23 protein-coding genes are annotated in these 23,177 nt (G+C 39.9%); 2 read left to right on the top strand and 21 right to left on the bottom strand.

Annotated elements, in window-relative coordinates; genetic code table 11:
• Position 1: 1 nt before the first annotated feature.
• From MKY51_RS04150 to MKY51_RS04070, 17 genes are all read right to left on the bottom strand, one after another.
• Positions 2–1,060, bottom strand: coding sequence for a putative peptidoglycan glycosyltransferase FtsW (locus MKY51_RS04150; protein ID WP_339175455.1), 1,059 nt, complete (start codon positions 1,058–1,060; stop codon positions 2–4).
• Between the two features lie 42 nt (positions 1,061–1,102).
• Positions 1,103–2,455, bottom strand: coding sequence for a UDP-N-acetylmuramoyl-L-alanine--D-glutamate ligase (gene murD, locus MKY51_RS04145; protein WP_339175454.1), 1,353 nt, complete (start codon positions 2,453–2,455; stop codon positions 1,103–1,105).
• Complete coding sequence (gene mraY, locus MKY51_RS04140) at positions 2,452–3,426, bottom strand: phospho-N-acetylmuramoyl-pentapeptide-transferase (protein ID WP_339175453.1); 975 nt, start codon at positions 3,424–3,426, stop codon at positions 2,452–2,454. The genes murD and mraY overlap by 4 nt, the downstream gene beginning before the upstream one ends.
• 141 nt (positions 3,427–3,567) lie before the next feature.
• Positions 3,568–5,484, bottom strand: coding sequence for a penicillin-binding transpeptidase domain-containing protein (locus tag MKY51_RS04135; RefSeq protein WP_339175452.1), 1,917 nt, complete (start codon positions 5,482–5,484; stop codon positions 3,568–3,570).
• 59 nt (positions 5,485–5,543) lie between these two features.
• A complete protein-coding gene (locus tag MKY51_RS04130; protein ID WP_339175451.1) occupies positions 5,544–7,736 on the bottom strand; it encodes a penicillin-binding protein in 2,193 nt (730 codons plus the stop codon).
• 38 nt (positions 7,737–7,774) lie between these two features.
• Complete coding sequence (ftsL, locus tag MKY51_RS04125; protein ID WP_008403403.1) at positions 7,775–8,155, bottom strand: cell division protein FtsL; 381 nt, start codon at positions 8,153–8,155, stop codon at positions 7,775–7,777.
• 3 nt (positions 8,156–8,158) lie between these two features.
• A complete protein-coding gene (rsmH, locus tag MKY51_RS04120) occupies positions 8,159–9,109 on the bottom strand; it encodes a 16S rRNA (cytosine(1402)-N(4))-methyltransferase RsmH (RefSeq protein ID WP_339175449.1) in 951 nt (316 codons plus the stop codon).
• Positions 9,110–9,227: 118 nt separating this feature from the next.
• Complete coding sequence (gene mraZ / locus MKY51_RS04115; RefSeq protein ID WP_014824545.1) at positions 9,228–9,659, bottom strand: division/cell wall cluster transcriptional repressor MraZ; 432 nt, start codon at positions 9,657–9,659, stop codon at positions 9,228–9,230.
• Positions 9,660–9,834: 175 nt separating this feature from the next.
• A complete protein-coding gene (gene bshC / locus MKY51_RS04110) occupies positions 9,835–11,451 on the bottom strand; it encodes a bacillithiol biosynthesis cysteine-adding enzyme BshC (RefSeq protein WP_339175448.1) in 1,617 nt (538 codons plus the stop codon).
• A 107-nt stretch (positions 11,452–11,558) separates the two neighbouring features.
• Entirely contained in the window at positions 11,559–11,954 is a 396-nt protein-coding gene (locus MKY51_RS04105; protein ID WP_339175447.1) for a DUF3397 domain-containing protein, read from the bottom strand.
• A complete protein-coding gene (locus MKY51_RS04100) occupies positions 11,951–12,844 on the bottom strand; it encodes a 2-dehydropantoate 2-reductase (RefSeq protein ID WP_339175446.1) in 894 nt (297 codons plus the stop codon). Before MKY51_RS04100 ends, MKY51_RS04105 begins: the two co-directional genes overlap by 4 nt.
• Before the next feature lie 69 nt (positions 12,845–12,913).
• Positions 12,914–14,452: an acyl-CoA carboxylase subunit beta gene (locus MKY51_RS04095; RefSeq protein WP_339175444.1), complete on the bottom strand. Its 1,539-nt coding sequence runs from the start codon at positions 14,450–14,452 to the stop codon at positions 12,914–12,916.
• 17 nt (positions 14,453–14,469) lie between these two features.
• Positions 14,470–14,682, bottom strand: a complete 213-nt coding sequence (locus MKY51_RS04090) for an acetyl-CoA carboxylase biotin carboxyl carrier protein subunit (RefSeq protein ID WP_079524997.1) — start codon at positions 14,680–14,682, stop codon at positions 14,470–14,472.
• A gap of 134 nt (positions 14,683–14,816) precedes the next feature.
• Positions 14,817–15,203: a transcriptional regulator gene (locus tag MKY51_RS04085; RefSeq protein ID WP_339175443.1), complete on the bottom strand. Its 387-nt coding sequence runs from the start codon at positions 15,201–15,203 to the stop codon at positions 14,817–14,819.
• 127 nt (positions 15,204–15,330) lie between these two features.
• Positions 15,331–16,095 (bottom strand): enoyl-CoA hydratase/isomerase family protein, encoded by a 765-nt coding sequence (locus MKY51_RS04080; RefSeq protein WP_339175442.1) that lies wholly within the window; start codon positions 16,093–16,095, stop codon positions 15,331–15,333.
• Positions 16,096–16,250: 155 nt separating this feature from the next.
• Positions 16,251–16,424, bottom strand: coding sequence for a 50S ribosomal protein L32 (gene rpmF / locus MKY51_RS04075; protein ID WP_008403415.1), 174 nt, complete (start codon positions 16,422–16,424; stop codon positions 16,251–16,253).
• A 23-nt stretch (positions 16,425–16,447) separates the two neighbouring features.
• Entirely contained in the window at positions 16,448–16,981 is a 534-nt protein-coding gene (locus tag MKY51_RS04070) for a YceD family protein (protein WP_339175441.1), read from the bottom strand.
• Positions 16,982–17,165: 184 nt separating this feature from the next.
• Between MKY51_RS04070 and MKY51_RS04065 the strand changes: the two genes are divergently transcribed.
• Positions 17,166–18,374, top strand: coding sequence for a nucleotidyltransferase (locus tag MKY51_RS04065; RefSeq protein ID WP_339175439.1), 1,209 nt, complete (start codon positions 17,166–17,168; stop codon positions 18,372–18,374).
• Here MKY51_RS04065 and MKY51_RS04060 read toward each other — a convergent pair.
• Entirely contained in the window at positions 18,371–19,420 is a 1,050-nt protein-coding gene (locus MKY51_RS04060; RefSeq protein WP_339175438.1) for a SepM family pheromone-processing serine protease, read from the bottom strand. The genes MKY51_RS04065 and MKY51_RS04060 overlap by 4 nt on opposite strands.
• 212 nt (positions 19,421–19,632) lie before the next feature.
• Between MKY51_RS04060 and MKY51_RS04055 the strand changes: the two genes are divergently transcribed.
• Entirely contained in the window at positions 19,633–20,511 is an 879-nt protein-coding gene (locus tag MKY51_RS04055; RefSeq protein WP_339176573.1) for a hypothetical protein, read from the top strand.
• 125 nt (positions 20,512–20,636) lie between these two features.
• Here the strand turns inward: MKY51_RS04055 and coaD are convergent, their stop codons facing one another.
• The 3 genes from coaD to MKY51_RS04040 are packed head-to-tail and all read right to left on the bottom strand — an operon-like array spanning position 20,637 to position 23,133.
• Entirely contained in the window at positions 20,637–21,122 is a 486-nt protein-coding gene (coaD, locus tag MKY51_RS04050; RefSeq protein WP_339175436.1) for a pantetheine-phosphate adenylyltransferase, read from the bottom strand.
• The gene (gene rsmD, locus MKY51_RS04045) at positions 21,119–21,691 is read right to left on the bottom strand and encodes a 16S rRNA (guanine(966)-N(2))-methyltransferase RsmD (RefSeq protein ID WP_339175434.1); all 573 of its coding nucleotides are present in this window, start codon (positions 21,689–21,691) and stop codon (positions 21,119–21,121) included. The genes coaD and rsmD overlap by 4 nt, the downstream gene beginning before the upstream one ends.
• Positions 21,692–21,723: 32 nt before the next feature.
• Positions 21,724–23,133 carry an RNA polymerase II gene (locus MKY51_RS04040; protein WP_339175432.1) on the bottom strand — a complete coding sequence of 470 codons (1,410 nt, stop codon included), beginning with the start codon at positions 23,131–23,133 and terminating at the stop codon, positions 21,724–21,726.
• Between the last annotated feature and the right edge of the window lie 44 nt (positions 23,134–23,177).

Genomic DNA, 23,177 nt, shown 5'->3' with positions numbered 1-23,177 from the left:
TCTACTCCTTCCTTCTTTCATAAGAGAAATTTAAAATAAGCGCTACTGTTACCCATACAACAACGAGCGATGTTCCGCCATAGCTTATAAATGGCAATGTTACACCTGTTACAGGAAGTAAATTAATAACTACCCCTATGTTCAGCGCTGCCTGTACAGCAATCATCGTTGTCAGTCCGCAAATAGCATAAAAATGAAATACATGTTTACATTGTAATGCCAAGCGATAGCCTAAAATTAAAAAGCACGCAAAAATAAGCAGCAGTCCCATTCCACCGACAAGTCCGATTTCCTCTAAAATGATTGCAAATATAAAATCGTTCTGCGGTTCCGGTAAGTATAAATACTTTTGTCTACTTTTTAATAATCCATGTCCAAACAAGCCAGCAGGACCTATCGCAAATAATGACTGAACCGCCTGGAAGCCGCTTCCTAACGGGTCTGCCCAAGGGTTGATAAATGCTTCAATCCGTTTAAGTCGATACGGGGCCGCGATAATTAACCCTGCAAGGCCACCTATACCTAATGTGATAAGAACAACATATAAACGCAACGGATATTGGGCAATAAAAAATATAATTAAAACAACCACTACTAAGATAAAGACAGCACCGAAATCAGGCTGAAGCATAATTAAGGCTGCGGGAAGAATCAGTATGAGAAAATGCTTCAGTTGTACAATTCGCTCATACGATTTCCGCTGTGTCAATAATGCACTAATATAAATAATTGTCGTTACTTTCGCAATCTCAGCCGGCTGTATCGTTAAAGGACCGATCCCAATCCAGCTTTGCGAACCATTTCGGACGATCCCGATACCCGGGATAAGAACAGCAACTAGTAAGCCAAGTGAGATGATATAAAATGTCTTCCACACTTTCGGTTGCTGCAAAAACTCCCAGTTCATAATCGCTGCACAAATGATAAGTGCAACGATGAAATAAATTGCCTGTTTCAGGTAAAACGGGGTTTGTCCATTATAGTGAACATTCCCCCAATATGTACCTGCAGAAAAAATAAAGAGAATGCCAATAAGCGACAATGCAATCGCACTGATCATAAAATACTGTTGATTTTTTTGCGACAGTGTAACTATCCTTTCTTATGAAAGTTTCATAACACGATCAATAAATAAGTCGCCTCGAATTTCAAAGCTCGCATGTTGATCCCAGCTTGCACATGCAGGCGACAGTAAAATGATGTCACCTTGTTCAGACATTTTTGCTCCGTAACCGACTGCATCTTCTACATCTATTGCACGCACAATATTCGTAATGCCACATGATTTTGCAAATTCGATAAAGCGAAGTGCAGTCTCGCCAAACGCGACTACTGCTTTTACACGTGTCATTTCTTTACGAAGCTCTTCAAATGAATGCCCGCGATCTAATCCGCCGGCCAATAATACAATCGGTTGCTCAAATGCAGCCAAGGCACTTTTCGTTGCCAGTACATTTGTTGCTTTTGAATCATTGTAAATTTTGCGTCCTTGCCATTCTCTGACAAACTGCGTACGGTGACGTACCCCTGCAAATGTTGATAAAACTTCTTCAATTGCTTCAATAGGACATTGCTGCAGTAGCGCTGCTGCTACAGCACATAAAATGTTTTCTAAATTATGCTCACCCGGCAATACAATAGTATCACGTTTTAAGACCGCATCGCCTTGCCAATAAATGTTTTCTTTATCGGCACTGATCCCTTGTTTTGCATGGCCTTTTGTCGTAAATGGAATGAGTTGGGCGTTTGATTTTTGAGCATATTTCGCCACAACTTCCTGATCGGCATTATAAATAAAATAATCTTCGGCTGTCTGGTTGCGTGTGACCCCAAATTTAGCCTCTGCATATTCTTCAAACGTCCCATGGTAATCTAAATGGGCTTCATACAGATTTGTCAAAATTGCAATATGTGGTCTGAATTCACGTGTCCCCATTAACTGGAACGATGATAACTCAGTAACGATGATCTCATCAGCTTTTGCTTCTGCTGCAACACCACAAGCAACGGTTCCAATATTCCCGGCGATTAATGGTTTTAAACGGCCTGCTTTTAGCATTTCGTAAAGTAAAGTTGTTGTAGTTGTTTTACCATTCGAACCAGTAATACCGATAAATGGCGCTTCACTTACTAAATAAGCAAGTTCCATTTCTGTAATGACAGGAAGACCTTTGGCAATCGCATCGGCAACAATCGGATTTGTGTATGGAATCCCAGGGTTTTTTACGACCATCTCAAAACCTTCATCAAGCAAATCTTCCGGATGTCGGCCACAAATTACGGTAATTCCTTTAGATAAAAGCTCCTGCGCTTCAGGATTTGCATCAAATGGCTTTGCATCATTGACTGTTACAAATGCACCTAACTGATGCAAAAGCTCTGCAGCCGCAACACCACTTTTAGCCAATCCTAAAACGAGTACTTTTTTAGCTTGTAATCCTTCATATTCCATCATAATAACGCCTCCGCTAATACTGCTATAAGTGCTACGATACAACCTGTTGACCAAAATACTAGTACGACTTTCCATTCTGACCACCCAGATAATTCAAAATGGTGGTGAATCGGACTCATTTTAAATATACGCTTTTTACGCAGTTTATAGCTTCCTACTTGTAAAATAACGGATAATGTTTCAATTACAAATACGAGACCGATCAATAGTAACAGCAATTCTTGTTTTACGAGTACTGAAATCATCGCCAATGCACCGCCAAGTGCCAGGGAACCTGTATCTCCCATAAACACTTTAGCCGGGTTTGCATTAAAGATAAGGAAACCAAGTAATGCACCAGTTACAGCAAATGCAAATAATGCAATATCGGCCTGCTCATTGAATAATGCAATGACACCGAATGCAGCAAATGCAATTGAAGCCGTTCCGGATACGAGTCCATCCAAACCATCTGTTAAATTGACCGCATTTGAAAAACCTACGAGCCAGAAAATTAAAAACCCAACATACAGAATTCCTAAATCAATCGATAAATCCGTATACGGAATTCCTACAGATGTATCAAATGAACCTAAACGTAATAGTAAAAATGCGGCAATTGCAATTGCGATTTGCCCAATCAATTTTTGTAGGGAAGTCAATCCTAAGTTACGTTTGAAAATAACTTTTAACCCATCATCTAAAAAGCCAATTACGCCAAATCCAACTAAAACAAGTAATAATACAATCGTTTGTGTTGTAAACAAGTCGAAAATCATTGCGACGATAATTGTCGAAATAATAATGGCTAACAAGAAAATTAAACCACCCATTGTAGGTGTGCCCGCTTTTTTCATATGAGATTGAGGGCCTTCTTCACGTATGCTTTGCCCGAATTTCAATCGGCGTAAAAGAGGGATTCCTACTGGTGCTAAAATGACCGTTACTAAAAATGATGAAAAGAGTATGGTCAATGTTGTTGATAATGTCATAATATATCTCCTTTAAAACTTCTGTCTGAATATGGTGGAACGTTTGATTTTCAACGGTTACAACGCCTAATTATTATTGTGAAAAAACGTCCTTCACTATAATAGTTGTTTTAGTTGCATTTTGAAAGATGGAAATTCAAATTAATCTCCTAAATATAAATGAACACTACCACTTTGGAGAATAAGGCTGTCAGCTGACGGTACTTGCTGAATTACCTTTTCGCCTTCTCCGTGCCATTCAATCTTATAAGGATATAAATGTGGAATTACTTCGTCTTTAGTCATTCCAATAAAGTTTGGTGTACGCTCAGTCAATTCATCGCCCCACACGTAATCCCGTTCTATCTGATCTTTTTGCTTTTCGATATTGTAAAGCGGTGCTGCATCTTCAATAATACGTCCTACAATCGGTGCTGCAATAACACTTCCGAATTGCAGAGAGCTTTTCGGATTATCAATCGCAACATAAACGATAATTTCCGGGTCATTGGCCGGCGCAAATCCGATGAATGAAACAATATAGTCGCCGTCTTTATAGCGGCCATTTTCCACCTTTTGCGCAGTCCCTGTTTTACCCCCGATGCGTAAGCCATCACGAAATGCCTGACGTCCGGAACCTTTTGCAACAACAAGCTCCAATGCATGACGCACTTTTTCGGATGTTTCCTCACTGACAACCTGCGCTTTCGCTTCCGGATTTTGCTCCATAATAACTTCGTTTGTTTTAGAGTCCAATATTTTTGAAACTGTATACGGTGTATATAATGTACCGCCATTAATAGCTGCTGAGACCGCCTGCATCTGCTGGATCGGTGTTACAGAAACACCCTGACCGAAAGAGGTCGTTGCATGCTCTACAGGACCAAATGCTTCTTTAGAAAACAATATCCCTGTCGATTCTCCGGCAATGTTCGAGCCTGTTTTTTTCCCGAATCCGAATTTGTGAATATACTCAAGCAGCTTTGTTGAACCAACTCGTTGCCCCAGCTCTACAAATCCAGGGTTACAGGAATTTTGTACAACTTCGTAAAACGTCTGGTCTTTATGTCCTTCCCGTTTCCAGCAGCGCAATCGTGCTCCCTCGACCATTGTATAGCCCTGGTCATGAAAGTGTTCTTCCTCCATGTTGACTACACCTTCTTCAATTGCGGCACTGAGCGTAATGATTTTGAATGTGGAACCCGGCTCATACGACATAAATACAGGAAGGTTCCGGTTGTAGATACTTGGCTCTACTTCCGAAAATTTCGTCGGATCATATGTCGGGAATGATGCAAGCGCCAATATTTCACCACTGTTTGGATTCATGGCAATGGCCAATGCCTGATCTGCATCATACTCCAGCATAGCCTGTGATAATTCTCGTTCAACGATTTTCTGAAGCTTTAAATCAATTGTTAACTGAATGGTCGCTCCGTCTTTTCCGTCTTTCCATTCATCATCTACATGTTCGAGTGCATTCCCTTTCGCATCCGTAAATAGCCGAATGGCTGCGTCCGAACTTTTTAATAATTCATCATACTCGTATTCGATTCCTGCCAAGCCTTGGTTATCTGCACCTGTAAACCCTAAAAAGCGTGCGAGCAAATTACCGTGCGGATAAGACCTTACATAATCGACACCACTGTACAATCCCGGAATTTGGAGCTGCTGAATTTTTTCCGCTTGCTCATACGTAATATTTTTCGCTTCAGGAGCAATTTTTACTAGGGATACGCGTTGCTGCAGTCTTTCCAATATTTTGGCACGATCTTTATTGAGTACATTTGCAATGGCGTCTGCTGCTTGTTCTTTATCTTCGTTTTGTGAAGGCATGAAGTACAAAGTCGGGGCTAGTTTATTCGTTACAATTACTTCATTGTTCCGGTCAGTAATTTCGCCTCGCTGTGTATGGAACGGAATTTCCCTGTCCCAGTTTTCTTTTGCCTTTGTCGAAAGCTCATCATACTGAATAATTTGAACGGATACTAATTTAACAAAAATCGCCACGCCGTATAGTCCAAGTGCGATGGCGATCCATGTTAAACGTTTTTTCGATTTTGTAGTTACCCATTTCATAATATGACACCTCACCTAAAACAACGTATGTTAAAGATGAAGTTTGTATTCAAATCTCTCTAATCTTGTGGAAGTTCTTCAAGAAATTCTTCGTCTTCCTCTTCTTCTTCAAGCTCCATATCCTCTGCCGGAGGGGTCAAATGCTTTTCCTCAGGAGTTTTGAGCTTGACGACGATCGGTGAAGCGTCTGTTATCGGCGTCCCTTCGGAAACACTCTGGCTTTCAACATAGCCTTCCCCGACAATTTCAATCGGGAGTTTGGATAGTGACTTATAAACAAGTAAATTACGTAATGACCAATCACTAAACGAAGGTAATGTAATTTCTCCATCTGTTTTTAAGAAAACGATGCTCCCGCTTGTTAATGATGCATCTGCTGCAGGGAACTGTTCTGTAATCTCTCCGCCTTGACCAATTATTACCGGTACCAGTCCCTCTGCTTCCAGTTGAGTCATAACTGTATCTGTCTGGTTCCCTACATAATCCTCAACTTTTGTCGTTTCGACTTCCGCTACGTCCGACGGATTGATATTCATATACTTTAAACTGTTCAGTACAACTGAATTGAAAACTTGTGAAACCGGGTCAGAACCTATTTCGGTTGCCCCTAGTTTTGGTTTTGCAACGCCAATAAATACAGCGAGCTGCGGATCTTCTGCTGGAGCCATTCCTAAAAATGAATAAAGGAACTCATTTTTCCCCCAGTCATAACCAACCCCATTTGCTTTCGGCATTTGGGCAGTTCCCGTTTTACCGGCCACTTTATAGCCGTCAATTTGGAATCGTTTCGCATTCCCAGCTTCCCCGTAAATAGTTGAAGCTAGTACTTCACGTGTTTTCTCGGCTGTCTCTGCCGAAATCGGCTCACCTTTTATAGTAGGTTTTGAATCTACTAAAACCTCACCTGTATTCGGATTGACAATTTTATCAATTACGTACGGCTGCATCATTTTCCCGTCATTTGCAACTGCCGTCACACCTTGAATTAACTGAATCGGTGTAACAGTCGATCCTTGGCCGAATGTTGTCGTATATTTTTCTAAAGGATAGCGCGAGTTAATAATGCCGCTCGCTTCATTTGGTAAGTCAATGCCTGTTTTTTGGCCGAACCCAAAATCCTTTACATAGCTTTCAAACGTTTCCCATCCCATCACATCAAGCAAATTTGTCATTGCTGTATTGGAAGAGCGCTGGATACCTTCTAAATAGGAAATTGTACCCCATCCGTATCTATTGTGGTCCCGTATTGTATCGTTATAAACTTTATACTGCCCCGACTGGTACATGGCATTCGGATACCAATTCCCCGAATCGATCGCAGCTGCAACCGTAAATGTTTTAAATGTGGAACCCGGTTCAATCGTATTTTCAACAACATCATTTAGCCAGTTACCATCTAATCCTGCACGCGTGTCAGGATTGAATGTCGGTCGCTGTGACATCGCCAAAATTTCTCCCGTTTTCGGATTTGCCACGACAGCAACCATAGACTGTGGATTATATTGATCATTGACCCGTGACATTGCTTCTTCCAGGAAGTTTTGGATTGTTTTATCGATTGTCAAATAAATATCGTTCCCGTCCTGCGCTTCCTGAACCACTTTATCGCTGCTAGGCAATAAATAGTTACGGGCGTCGCGCTGGTAGGTTAACTTTCCGTCAGTTCCGGTCAATTGCTTATCATAAATGTATTCAAGTCCCATTTTACCGACAACCGACGAATTCCCGTCATCATCGGTTTCACGCAGTGCAAAACCTATAAGATGAGAGGCAAAGGCGCCGTTCGGATAATAGCGTTTTTTGTCGCTATATAATAGAATGCCAGGCAACTTGAGCTCTTCAATCTTCTTTTTCACTTCATGACTGATGCCGCGCCCTGCCAGTCCAAACTCGACTTGATATAAATCTTTCGAAGGGTTTAGCCGTTCATAAATTTTTTCTTCATCCATCGGAATGTATTGCGCCAATAATTTAGCTGTTTCTGCTTTATCGACGACATGCCTTGGATTTTTTTTGCTTTCTGTTGCCGACTCTTTAATTACCGCTACAAGACGGTAGCTTAACGTATCTTCGGCAATCACATTAGCATTGCGGTCCAGAATCTTCCCACGGTCTGCCGATAACACATATCCAGTTTCGTACCTTGATAATGCTTCTTCTTCCAATTCATGCCCTTTTACCATTCCTGTCGCCTGAATCGATGCAAAACGCCAATATAATAGTAAAAAGAGCCCTCCAAAGAAAATAAACATTAGAAAGGCTCCTATCTGGTAACGAAATCTTCTCTTTTTCATTCTCCCGGCACTACTTTCACATTTTTCTCATTTAGTGTTAATCCGAGTTCTTTCGCTTTTTCCCAAATACGTTGGTGAGTGGAGCGTTCACTTACTTGTACTTTTAAATCTGTATTATTGTTATTGACTTCAGTTATGTCGCGTTCGATTTTTTGGATTTCCATACTGAGCGTTTGGATTTCTCCTTGAGTATGTAATATGGAAATAGCGAAAGATGCTACTACGATTGCAAATACTAGGAACAAAAACTTTTCCTGTGCCGAAAAATACTTTGCTTTGCGTTTTTTAGGCTGGACCGGCAGTCTTTGTTCCTGCTGCTGATGTTGAGGTAGTTCTGGCTGCTGTTGTATATAAGTTTGTCTTGCTCTTACTGCCATTTTTTACCCACGTCCTTTATCGTTAATTTTTTCAGCGATGCGCAATTTTGCTGAACGTGAACGATTATTCGCAGCTAACTCCTCGTCTGATGGTAAAATCGGTTTTCTTGACACTAACTTAAGGATTGGTTTCATATGCTCTGGAATTACCGGTAAACCTGGAGGTAAATCAGGCAATGATGAAGCCTCTTTAAATAGTGTTTTCGTTAAGCGGTCTTCTAATGAGTGGAATGTAATCACACTTATACGACCACCAATTTTCAATAAATCGATTGCATCTACTAAAGAATCTTCCGCTGCGCCTAATTCATCATTTACAGCAATCCGAATAGCCTGGAAAATTCGTTTGGCAGGATGTCCACCTTTGCGACGTGCTGGGGCTGGAATACCATCTTTTATAAGCTCTACTAATTGACCTGTCGTTTCAACAGGAGCAATTTCACGGGCTTGTTCAATTTTGCGCGCAACTTGTTTTGAAAATTTTTCTTCGCCATAACGGAAGAAAATACGTACTAGATTTTCGTATGACCATTCATTCACAACATGATAGGCGCTAAGTTCTGCAGTCTGATCCATCCGCATATCGAGCGGTGCATCGTGATGATAACTAAATCCTCGTTCAGGTGTATCAAGTTGTGGTGATGAAACACCTAAATCGTATAAAATTCCATCTATTTGATGAATGTTCAGTTTGTATAATTCTTCTTTTAAATAGCGGAAATTTGAGTGTACGAAAATAACGCGATCCAAATAATCGGCTAATCGTACTTTTGCGTTTTCAATAGCCGTTGTATCCTGGTCAAAGCAAATTAAACGGCCTTTTTCTGACAATTGTTTTACAAGGTATTCACTGTGGCCTGCACCACCTAATGTACAGTCTACATAAATACCATCCGGATTGATGTTCAACCCATCAACAGTTTCTTTCAATAATACGGTTGTATGATCGAACATAGTTTGAAGCACCTCTTAATATTAATTCAATTACGTGTCGGTACTATTACACCCGGATTAAAAGTTCATGTCGGACATGTAATAGTGACCAAAATTCTAATTTCTTCATCTTTTAAATCTAAAAATCAAAGCCAATCAGATTTTCTGCGATTTCATCAAATGATTCTGCCGATTGCTCGAAGTATTGCTGCCAAGATTCTTTCGCCCAAATTTCAATTTTACTCGATACACCTAATATCACACATTCTTTTTCAAGATTAGCGTATCCAATCAGTGTAGATGGAATATTGATTCGGCCTTGCTTGTCCACTTCTACTTCTGTAGCCCCAGAAAAGAAAAATCGCGCAAATGCACGTGCATCTTTTTTGGTCATCGGTAAATCCTTTAATTTATCTTCGAGTTTTCGCCATTCATCCATAGGATATCCAAAAATGCATTGATCTAGCCCGCGAGTTATTACAAAGTGTTCTCCAAGTGATTCTCGAAACTTTGCAGGGACAATCATACGGCCTTTTGCATCGATAGAATGTTGATATTCTCCCATGAACATGCTACTCACCCCACTTTAATAAATAATGTACCACATCCCCCCACTTTCTACCACCAAATTCATTGCTTCTCATAACAATAAATTGAAATTACGTAAATGAGCATATTCTCACACATACGTTCGGTGCCAAAAGACACAAAAAAGAGCTATCTCTATACGAGATAACTCTTATTTTTTATAAGGTAATAAGTTGGTGTTTCATGGATATACTCATAGGTAACTCCAATAAATCATCAATCAGCTTTTCCCCATAGGTATTTAGAAATAGATAAGGGTTATACAGGCGCTCCTGGTAACTATTATTCGGATATAATAGTGACTGGATCGTTGTGTATTGGCGAATTGCAACTTCATGCTTTTCTATATTTTGCTGTTCCAGTTTTGAGCGTAAATAATGGAATTGGCGCTCATGGTAATTTTTATTCTTCTCCAATAAATCTTCCACATGATAGTTACCATGCTGCAGATAGCTCGTCAGCTGTTCGTATTGTTCTTCCATCTGTTTTTGCATCTGCTCAATTGCGCGAGTTACTTGCTCGTCTCTCACACTTTCTACAAATTGCGCTAAATGCTCATCGACCTTGCCTGTCAGCACATCCGTTACAGATAGTTCTTTTTGTTCCAATAACGCATCTACTTGACGGGTAATAAGCGTAATGCTGAGTCTTGGCGCAAATATCGGCATTTGCAGCTGCAGTGTATCAAAAGCAGGCTTTAACGTAGCCCAATAAGCAAGTTCACCAGGACCGCCGACAAAAGCGAGTACCGGCAGTGCCATTTCCTGCATTAATGGTCGGGTTACAACATTATTGCTTAAACTTTCAGGAGACTCATTCGCTATAGCCAATAGCTCCTCTTTTGAAAAATTCGCATGTGCCGTTCCATTTTTAAAATGGCCGCCACTTCGTTCCAGCAGAAAACGCTCGCCTTCTTTAATGTAAAATAAATTCGCATTTTGCTCCGTCGCTTCGATTGGCATTGCATAGCCATTCTCCGCAAGCTTTCTTTCCTGCGCTACAACACCCGTTGCAATTGATTCGTTCTTTTCAATCAATTGGACAAAATAGTTTTTTTCATATTGTCTGAACGGTCCATATGTTGCATCCAACATTAATAAACCATGTTTTTTAAATAAATCATTCATCAGTAGTGTAAAGAAATCCGTAAATGTTTCACTATTTTCTGCATGGCTCAAAACATTTTTCAGCAAGTCTGCTGTATGTTCTGTTTCTCCGAAATCTTTAAATACATTTAAAATAAACTGTTGTAGTGCTTCTTTATTCAATTCTGTAGTTGAAGCCATTTTCTTCAGCTTAGAACGTTCACTGTAACCACGTTTTTTCACTTCGCCGTTTGCCATTGTATACGTATGATTGATCTCTTCAATATCGTGATCTTCACCCGCAATCCAAAACATTGGTACGACTGGTGCATTTAGTTTTTTTCTTTGTTGTTCCGCCAGCAGAATAACCGTAATCGCTTTATGAACAGAATAGAGAGGACCTGTCAGCAATCCAGCCTGCTGACCACCTACTACCACTACCGCACCTTGTTCAAGCTCATCTAAGTGATGCGCCGTTTTTTCCGAGATGCCATACTGCTCCATATAACTACGAATAATTTGAGCCAGCTCTTTCGAACGATATGCACGATTTTTCAAATATGCAAATCGTTGATCAAAAGCTCCCTCATTATATTTATATTCAAAAAACGAATGGATATCGGCATTCTCCGACCAATAGTCCGCTAATAGCTTATTCGTTACTGGTGAATTTATTTGTTCTAGCTCCATGAAAAATTCTCCTCTACTTCTCTTTACTCAATTTTAAAATTACCTTATCATTGTTTTGCCTCTTGTTTTCCGGATACTAGTTTATAGTAAAAGAAAAGTCCAGCCACCTAATCAACCATCATAAACATCATAACTGAATGGGTAATTCCAACAATCCAAATTATAAAATAAGTGATGCTGAACAATAAAAAGTAAAAGCGCCATATTTTTTTCATTAATGGCTTTACTTCAAGTTCTTTTTTCGTTCGCCAATCAACATATGTAAAAACAATCGCAATTACAAGTACGACAATTAGCATCGGCATTAATATACCAATATTCCATACTGCTTGTAACGCAATTGGTATCGAAAATAACAAAAGAAATGTTGTAATATCCGCTGCCAAGCCAATCGCTTTATATTTTTTTACCCGAAGCTTACGGCATATGAGCAGCATAGTGATAAAAACAATAATCGGGCACACAATAATTGTCGCCACTAAATATTGAAAAAATAATATCACAGTTGTTCACCGCTCTCTTCTAATGCTTTCACTAGTTGATAAAGTGTTTGTAACACAGGTAATTCTTTCCCATTTTGCTCCGCCTTTTTCAAAATTGCCCCTGCTATCGTATCAATTTCGGTTTTGCGATTTGCGAGACGATCTGCCAGCATAGACGATGTATTTTCTGCTGTCCTTTCACAAAGCGCAACCACTTGTTCAAATTGGAACGATTCTTTAAATTGCGGAAATGCCGTCATGAGTTCGTTATATAATTTGTTTAATAATTGTAATGTATAGATCTGTGAAATCAGCTGTCCATTTTTCACTTGCAATATTGCGGTTAATGGATTGATAAAACAATTCAGCAGCGCTTTCTCCATCAGCATCATTTCGGCATCCTGTTCAAATACGATCGGCAATTTTGACGATGAAAGTTCAAGCAGGAAATCAAACTTGCTGTGGTCCCCTTTTGCTACAGCAATCTTCATCACGCCTCCCCCTTTATGGGCGACATGATACTGCGACAGTTTAAGAGCCCCGAATTGGATCGAGCTAAATGCAATATGGGCTTTACTTAATGCAAGTGCTTCCTCATAATGCGCTAAACCATTTTGCAAAAATAATAAAGGAATAGATTCTTTTACCTGCTCCATACTTGCATACACTTCATGAAGTTGTCCATATTTTACTGCTATGATGATTAAATCCGCTTCATTTGAAAGTGCCGAAATATATTTAACATTGACGGTCACGACAGATTGATTCAAATTCGTCCTAGCAATCTGGATATCCCTACATACAGTTTTTCCAGCAGGTTTCCCGACAATATATACGTCCATATTCTTTTCAGCAAAATAGCTCGCTACTAATAAACCAACTGCACCTGCCCCAATGATTTCAATTCGCATTATATTATACCTCAAATTTATTTCGAATTAAAAAGGTCTGCCTTCAAGACAGACCTTTAGGTAAATTTATTATACTGGATATACCGGATGTTTTCGATAAGGTAAGACAATTTGTTTCGAATTATAGTAATTAAAGCGTTGAATTAATGTATGTCGAAGTTGATTTGGTGCGACAATATCATCAATCACCATTTCGGAAGCCAATTTGTATAAATCAATTTCTTCCTTGTATTCTTCGATTTTTTGTTTCACAAACTGTATCCGCTCTTTCGGATCTTCAATCGCCTCGATTTTATTTGAATAAACAGCATTCACAGCCGCTTCAGGACCCATAACCGCGATTTGGGCTGTCGGCAATGCAATGACTGCATCCGGCTCAAATGCCGGTCCGCACATTGCATATAGGCCAGCTCCATAAGCTTTACGAACGATAACCGAAATTTTCGGTACTGTTGCGGAACTCATCGCTGATATAAATTTCGCCCCATGTCGAATAATGCCTGCCTTTTCTACTTTTGTACCGATCATAAAGCCCGGTACATCCGCTAAAAATAGCAGCGGAATGGAGAAAGCATCACAAAGCGTAATGAACTTCGCCGCTTTGTCGGCAGAATCGATAAACAATACGCCGCCTTTTACTTTTGGCTGATTGGCGATGATCCCTACAACTTGCCCATCGATGCGGGCTAGCCCTGTGATCAGTTCAGAAGCGAAAAGCTTTTTAATTTCAAAGAAGCTGTCTTCATCAATGAGCTGTTCAATGCATTCATACATATCAAACGGCGCATTCTGATTTTCTGGAATAATCTCTTCCAGTGTTCTCTCGCTTTTCGGTGCCTTTGTTTCATCAATCGGCGGGAATTCTGCAAAGTTCGCAGGGAAATAACTGATATAACGTCTCGCTTCACGGATTGCCTCTTCTTCGTTTGCAGCCAATACATCCCCACAGCCGCTAACGGTACAGTGCATACGCGCTCCACCCATTTCTTCCAGCGAAACTTTTTCACCGATAACTTTTTCAGCCATTCTCGGTGACCCTAAGTACATTGAAGCATTTCCGTCCACCATTATTACAATGTCACAAAAGGCCGGAATATAGGCTCCTCCTGCAGCAGATGGACCGAATAAAATACATATTTGAGGAATCATTCCGCTCATACGTACTTGATTATGGAAAATACGACCTGCTCCGCGTCGACCAGGGAACATTTCCAGCTGATCTGTAATGCGCGCTCCTGCAGAATCGACTAGGTAAAGCATTGGTACTTGCATCTTTTCCGCAGTTTCTTGAATACGGATTATTTTTTCAACTGTTCGCGATCCCCATGATCCAGCTTTGACAGTAGAGTCATTCGCCATAACGCATACCGTTTGCCCGTCAATTTGCCCAACAGCTGTTACAACACCATCTGCAGGCAAATCACCGGCCTCAACGTTAGCGAAACGGGCATCTTCCTCATAAATTCCATCATCAAATAGTTGTTTCAAGCGATCCCGGACAAAAAGTTTATTTGTTTCTTTTAACTTTTCATGATATTTTGGTTGCCCGCCTGCATATATTTCTTCTATTTTTTGCTGTAAGTGTTCGTTATAAGTAGGCTGTGTCATTATCTTTCCTCCATCACTTAAGCTAATTCTACTAAAATATCATTCTCTTCAACGAAATCTCCTTCAGCAACAGTAATTTTTGCTACTGTCCCATCCGCTTCTGCTTCATGCGGGATTTCCATTTTCATTGATTCCAAAATGATGAGTGTTTGCCCTTTTGTCACACTGTCCCCTTCTTTAACACTTACTTCGAATACTGTTCCTGCCATCTGTGCTTTTACTTCTGCCATGCAAAAGGCCCCCTTGTTAGAAGATATTTGCGCTACTTGCGCTATGTTTCTACTTCTATTGTAAGTAGCCTTAAAATTAATTACAATTATTTTCTCGAAAAATTATTTTATTTCTATTTATAACTCATTTTTCTTCAACTAGGTTTCCCTTTAGTTAAGGCTACACCTTGCTGTAACCACTTAGTAATTTTGTCGTACTCTGATTGCAGTTCCGAATATTTCATTTCTAGTTCGTTATATGCTTCTGTCAATTCTTCAAAACTAGATAACGCCAGCTTTAAGTGACTGCGCATCAACTGCTTCGGGCGCTTTCTGACACTGTTCAACACCTGTCCATACTGCGCTCGCAATGTTTTATTCCAGCGAAAGCCGCAAGCTTGCTTTGTCCGGTTTAATTCCTGTGCTGCCTGTTCAAAAGCTTCTAGTTGTGTACGTCCATTTTGAACTGTCTGAATCACAATTTCCGCTAACTTTTCATCGTCTGCAATTGTCCATTGATCTTTCCTTCTTTTTTGCTCCACAGTTGCACCACCTCATATTTTTTACTACTATATGCCATGATGAACAAAATAGACTTAAAAACAAAAAAAGTTACGAGAAAAATAGTTTTCATCGTAACTAGGGATCGTTAAGCAATTTGTTAACGGATTATTTTTTCTTCTCAAGGAAGTTCTGCACTGCTTTATGATGAGCTTCAGACTCCCACAGCTTTGCACATAGTCGGATTTCTTCCATCACCCGCTCATACATATTGCGTTCACGCCATTTTCTTAATTCAATTTCTTTATATGCCTGGTGCACGGAAGGATGAACCTTCACCATATGCTCAATGAAATCGGCAAGCGCCTGCTCTTTTGTTCCTTCGATATAGACGCGCATTGCCCAGCCAATCTCATATAACGTTTGCGCGTCATATGGTTTTGCATCTACGAGCATTTTTAATGCACGATCATGGCGAAGGCCACGCTCAAATAAATAAGTTCCTCCACCCCATCCGGACGTAATCGCCAATGTCCCTTGAATAAAACCGGCTTTGGCATGTGAGGAAATCAGGCGGAAATCACAAGCTGTCGCAATTTCACATCCGCCCCCGACAGCCGTCCCATTAATTAAAGCAATGGTCGGTACAGGCAATGTCGCTAAGTCATATAAAATATGGCCCATTTTACTCAGCATGCCAAATGCTTCTTCTTCTGTTTCCAAACTATGAAACTCCGACAGGTCCCCGCCTGAGCAAAACGACTTCTCTCCAGCACCTGTAATAACTAAAAAGCGCACATCATTATGTTCTTTTATGTAAGCAATAACTTCTTTTAAACCATCCATCACCGCATAGTTTATCGCATTTCTTTTTTCTTCTCGGTTAATCGTAAATGTTAAAATCCCATCTTCATTCTGAATTAAATAATCCACTTTCCCATCCCCTTTAGTAATTATTTCGATATATCAAACTATTCTAATAATAGTAGAGCGCTATTGTTTTGACAATGCTTCTATCGAAAAACAGAAAAAAGACTAGTTAAGAGCCATGGTCTCTTAACTAGTCTTTATATAGCGTAAATACTGAATTATTTCGCTACTACTTCTTTACCTTTGTATTGTCCGCAAGCTTTGCAAACGCGGTGAGATAGTTTAGCTTCTCCACAGTTTGGGCAAGCTACCATACCAGGTACAGATAGTTTGAAATGCGTACGACGCTTTCTTTTTGCAGTTTTAGAAGTTCTTCTAAATGGTACAGCCATTGATGGCACCTCCTTACAGATATTTATTCATCTGTTTGATCAAAATACTTAGCTAAAGCAGCCAGTCTTGGATCCAATTTTGGTTCGTCAACTTCCTTAGCTTTTTCTACATCTTCATCCGTTGAATAGTCCCAGCCTTTACCGCCATGCACTTGTCCTTCGGTATTCTCTTTGAATACTTGCATCGGTACTTCCAGAAGAATTAATTCCTCCAGGACTGGTTTCATATCAACAACGTCACCATCAACATAATGGATATCGTCCTCAACATCCCCGCGATTTCTCTCATCGGTCCAGCTGAAAACCTCTACCGTTTCAATGTTCACAGGATATTCAACATCTTCCCACGTGCGTGCACATGGAAGCGTCAACGTAGTGCTAATCGTTAATTGACAAGTCATTTGCGATGCACCAAAAGTACAAAGCCCTTTTACATGAACGGGTGAAACGTTTCGAATATCGGGGTTACGAGTTTTTACTTCATCCAACTGAACAACTGTATCAATCGGCATTCCGTCTTTTCGAAACTTTGATAATTGATGAATTGACCATTTCATTCGTTAATCACCTCGAGACAACACTGTTTATTATATAGCCCATAAAAAAAGATGTCAAGATAATTTCTTGTCACTATTACAAAACGTGCTTATAATCAAATTAATTCTAACATATTGCATACATACATTCATTTCGAATGTATTGATGCGAACAAAAAACTATTTTAGCGTAAGGGGGAAGTTTATGCAAGCCGTCGGTATAGTTGTTGAATATAATCCGTTTCACAATGGCCATCTGCATCACGTAAACGAAGCAAAACGTACAACGAACAGTGATATTGCGGTTGCTGTTATGAGCGGTCAGTTTTTACAGCGAGGAGAGCCAGCACTCGTCGACAAATGGCATCGGACAAAAATGGCACTCGCAAGCGGGGTCGACGTCGTAATCGAGCTTCCCTATATTTTCAGTACCGCTCAGGCAACTGATTTTGCTTCAGGTGCCGTACAGCTACTGGAAGCAATGCAATGTACAACATTAGCATTTGGGAGCGAACAAGGAAGCATCACGCCCTTTCTGAACACCTATCACTTAATCGAAAGCAATCGTACACTTTATAATTCCATCATTAAAGAAACAATCCAGCAAGGCAAAAGCTACCCGCAAGCTCTTTTTACGGCATATGAACAGCTTAAACAACTTTCCCCGGATGCATACATTGATTTAGGGCAACCAAATAATATATTAGGCTTCCATTACGTCGAAGCAATCGAGAAGAATCAGACTGTTATGCGGCCCGCTACTATTCAGCGAATTGCTGCAGGTTATCATGATGCGATTGATACAGACAGTGAAATTGCCAGTGCAACCGGGATTCGACAGGCATTGTTCAGCGGTAAGTCTCTAAAACAGGTTACACAATATTTACCTGAGCCAAGTATCGATCAACTTGTTCACTGGCAGGAAAATCATGGTCGCTTTGCCAGCTGGCATAGTTTCTGGCCACTTTTACAATATGCCATTTTAAGACATACCCCTCAGCAGTTAAAACAGTATGCAGACGTATCAGAAGGGCTTGAAAACTCACTTATTAAATATGCAAGAACAAGTTCGGACTTTGAGGAGTTTATGAATGCGTTGAAATCGAAGCGTTATACATGGACAAGACTGCAGCGAATGCTGACACATATTTATACAGGAATCACAAAAGAACAGTTACATGCCTATTCAAGCCCTACTTATATTCGGATATTGGGCATGACAGCAGCGGGACAGCAATATATTTCAAAAATTAAAAAGTCCCTTTCACTGCCGCTCATCAGCCGGGTTGCAGCTGTCAATGATCCAATCCTGGCCATCGATCTGCACGCGACCCAGATGTATCAACTAGGCATACAGCAGTTTTCAAATAAAAAAATAGACGAAGATTATAAAACTCCGCCTATTCGCTATTAATTTTTCGGTTTTAGTTGTTTTAAATAATTCAGGGCATCATCGATTGTTTTTACAGGAACGACTTTCATATCGGACTCAATGTCCTTAGCTGTTTCGGCTGCCACCTCATAATTTGAAGTAATGCTTGGGTTATACTCAAGCATTTCTTTTGTTATTTCATCATCAGGCGCAAAGAAAATATCGACGCCTTCTTTATCCGCAGAAACAACTTTTTTCTCAATACCGCCGATTCGTCCTACTGTTCCATCCTCCAGCATTTCACCGGTACCTGCAATTTCATATCCTCTTGTTAAATCTTCATCGATCAGCTGATTTAACAGCTCTAAAGTAAACATTAAACCGGCAGACGGTCCGCCGATATCCTCTGTTTTGACGGTCACTTTCGGGTCTGTTTTGATTGACTTACTTTCTGAATAGGTAATACCGATCCCGATACGCCCTTCAGTACCTGGAATTTCTTTAATCTCCAATGTTTCATCAATCAGTTTTCCATCACGTTTTACAACTAGGTTAATCTTATCCCCTTTTACTTTCGGTGTAATCAGCGTCAAAAACGTATCCAAACTGTCAATACGCTCATTATCCACTTCAACAATTTCGTCTCCCGGTTTTAAATGACCGTCTGCAGCACCATCTGCAAGGACATTCAACACATAAAGCCCTTTGTATGTCACCTGATAATCAAGCCCTGCGCGATTGAACGCTACATACGTGGCATTAAATTGGGAGTCCGTCATATATTTCAACTGACGAACATTATACTCTTCGTCATCTTCTTCCTCTTGTCGTACATCTGATAATTTTACAATATCATAATAATCCGCGACGGCTGCCAGTGCATACGTTAGCGGAGTTGCCTGCCCCATTGCAACGGTCGTCATATAAAATGAACCTTCATCGTCCTGATCCCCATTTTGAATAGCCAAAAATTCGCTTACATTATATGTACCACCCGGTTTTGTAATATAGTAATCCAACCGATAAAATGACAAACCCATTAATATAATTAAAAACAGGCCAAATGCTATTTTCCCTTTATTCCCCATTTATTTGAACTCCTCTATAATTAATCACTTTCACATCATCGTAATTGTATCCGGACCAATTTTTGTAAGCTGTTAACAAATAGTAAGACGATTCCTCAACAAAAATCGTTCCTTGAAAATTACGTTCTGACTCCTTGAAATACTAATTTAATCTTCAATTGCATACAATTAGTGTAGCATTTGAACGAGCGAATGACAAAATATTGAAAAGGATGAAAAATATTTGGACAATCCTTTTATGTATTACATTAATTAGTTTATTATTGTTCTTCCCGGAAATGACACATGTTGGCGCAGACATTGGTGTTTCACTTTTTATGGAAGCTTTATTTCCATACTTACTGCCGTATTTAGTGTTAACAACTTGGCTTTTAAAATTGACCCATTCCTATAATAATTCACCGTTTTTCGTTTTTTTGCAAACCTACGGAATTAGTGCAATCGGGGGGTACCCTACAGGTGCTGCTACAATTACGCAACTCGTGAAACGTAATTCGATCACAAAGCAGCAAGCTGCCTATTTACTAGGTATTTGCCATTGTCCAAGCCCGCTATTTTTATTCGGCTTTGTCGGAAGTGATTTATTAAATTCCACATCATTCAGCTGGCAATATTTAATTTTATTACATAGCTTCTCACTCATTTTACTCATTGCCGTATATAAATTATCTCCTCCGCTTTCGAAGGAAGTGCATAGAGCACCAAAAGACCCGACACCGTTTACGTCAAGTATCAAGGAAAGTGCCCCGACGATATTAATTGTGGCAACAACGATCATCTTCTTTACGACGATTTATCAAGTGTTTCTACATAGTGTCGAAATGGTTTTCAAATCAATTCCTACCTATTTAGAAATTGGAATTGCCAGCTTTCTCGAAGTTACGAACGGGTTACATTTACTGCACCAGCAACTATATGGCGACATGCTCATATTTTTCACTGTTGTATTTTTGACAACTCAAAGTCTAAGTATTCATCTTCAGGTAATCGTAATTGCCCGATCGGCAAACATTGCGATTCGACCATATATTTTCACACGTCTGATTTACAGCATTGTCATTCCGATCTTATTTTTCCTGCTGTTTTTATAAGAAGTTTTTTTTATGGAGTCTATTGATTACCGTTGCGGCGGACGCTTTTTTGCGGGTACAGCCAGCTCCATTGTGAAAACAAAAAAACTTCTGTGTAAGGGATTATCCTTCACAGAAGTTCTTTTTTATTTGGAGAATTTTTCGTTTAATGCTTGTTCAACATGGGCTGGAACAAGTTCACTTACATTCCCGCCATATTTGGCTACTTCTTTTACAATGCTTGAACTTAAAAATGAATACTGATTTTTTGACATGATGAAAAATGTTTCAATATTTTCATCAAGCACTCGGTTCATCGAAGTGATCTGCATTTCATATTCAAAGTCGGAAACTGCACGTAAACCACGTACAATGGCTTTCGCTTTCTTTTCACGGGCATAATCGATCAGTAATCCCGAAGAGGTTTCGATTCGAATATTCGGCAAATCTTTAGTCACTTCTTTAATTAAGGCTGTACGCTCTTCTATTGAGAACAATGGTTTTTTTGCTGAGTTATTTAATACTGCGACATATACTGTGTCAAAAACATCGGCTGCCCGACGAATGATATCTATATGACCATTCGTAATCGGATCAAAACTTCCAGGTACTACTGCGATTTTTTCTGTCAAACGATTTCTCCCTCTTCCTCTTCATGACGATAAATAGAAATGATCGTACTGCCGTATTCTTCTTGTCTTACAAGGTTAAAGCTGCCGTAGTTTTCCGGCAGCGTGACTTCTGTTGAATGCTCGCACATAATGATTGCATCATGCGCCAATTTCCCGCCTTCAACAAGTGTTTCGACTAAATCATAATATTCCTTTTTGTGATATGGCGGATCCAAAAATAAGTAGTCAATGACAATATCTCTTTTTAATAAAGCCTTCACCGCACGCGTCGCATCTGTCCGGAAAAGTTCAGATACATTCTCATAACGGCATTTTTTTATATTTTCCTGGAGTACTTGGAAAGCACGTGCATCTTTCTCAATAAACAGCGCATGGTCTGCCCCCCGACTAAGTGTCTCGATACCAAGTCCGCCACTTCCGGCAAATAGGTCTACTGCTAAACCACCATTAAAGAATGGTCCAATCATATTAAAAATGGATTCCTTTACTTTATCTGTTGTCGGTCGTGTTGTATTTCCTGTAATCGCCTTTAAAGGCATTCCTTTTCTGTCTCCTGCAACAACGCGCATGTTTTCCACCAAACTTTCTTACTAAATCGTTTTTAAGGAGCCGTAATATCAATCCGGTCTTCCGTTTTTTTAATATCAACTAAAAACAGGCGCTGCAACCACGATTCCTCAATGAAATATTGACCCGCAACCTGTTTTACAGGTAACGATGCCGTATTATAGCGTCGCTGATTAAATACATAAAAACCCGGTTCGTGCGGGAATCGGAATTCACGTGTTTCACTTACGGCATAATAACCGTGTTCACCTATACTTACATCATACCCGATTGATTCAAGCAGTAAATCCGCTCCGTACAATACTTCGCCATCTTTTAGTACGACTTGGACGGCAGGTTGCTTTTCCGAATTGACATATAGATGCCGTGGGTCATTATATAAAAACGGATAGGACTTTTCTGATTGGGCGTTCATCGAAATATATTTCGTAGAAGCTCCCAATATTTCAGACAGTTCCTTGTCGAGTAGCTCTCCATTGACTTTTTTGCCTTCCAATGCGCGTAAACGTTCCCGCCAATCTGTCAATTGCCCGTCCGTTAATTGGCCGGTAATTGTTGCAGCGACTTCTTTTGTTTTTTCAGTACCAAATACTGTACCCGTTAAAAAGGAGGCCATTAATTCTTTCAGCCAATACGGACTGTCACCAAACTCATACGTTGCTTCAAGTTGGGTAATCAGTATATTTCGTTGCACCTTCGCAACGGTTGCATCTGGCACAAAAAGCATACGGAATCCGTCTATACCATCAACATTCGTGCCATTAATGACTGCAAGATGCTCGTCGTTTATAAAATTGACTTTTTCCAGCTTTTCATAAAATGCAGCTTTTAATGGGGTTCTTGAATAAATGGAAACAGCACCCACTTCATTTTGCAGCGCAAAGTCCCCATCTTGCCAAAACAGATCTTTTACAGGACCTTCCCCGCTAAACATCGAATAGTTGACTAGTGACAAGTTTTGTTCACCGATTAGCGGCAAACCTGTTACCCATTGTCCTTTCACTTCTTTTCCAGTGGAAATATGGACAGTAGTGAATTGGACGTCACCGTTTTTTAATGTAGCAAAAACATTTTTCATCAGCTTACGGGACTGTAAGCCGTTTGTTAATGGAATGACATAGGAAATCGATTGTGCCCGTGTTTCTCCTGCATTAAACTTTGTGGAGTCTTCACTTAAACGTGCACAGCTATGTTCATTTTCTATAAAACAATCCGGATTAATGGAAGTTTTCGGCCATTCAATCATAAGTTCTTCGTTCGGCAAATTTTTAAAGTGCTGACGAATATCCAGGCTTTCGCCACGGTACACTATTTCAATTTCCTGAGAATAACGATAGCCTTTCTCTGTCGAATCCAAATTATCCGAATAAACTTGGAACTGCATAAAAAGTATAGTTCCGATTAGTATCGTTAAAAATGAAAAAATACTAACGGCAATTTTCAAGTGCCTGACCTCCTGCGTCATGTTACTATTATAAAGAAAGGATG

Origin of the sequence: Solibacillus sp. FSL R5-0691, from assembly GCF_037974225.1 — a bacterium.
In the GTDB taxonomy this organism is placed as follows: Bacteria; Bacillota; Bacilli; order Bacillales_A; family Planococcaceae; genus Solibacillus.
Note: the sequence above shows the minus strand (reverse complement) of the source record. Positions and strands in the feature narration are given on the sequence as shown.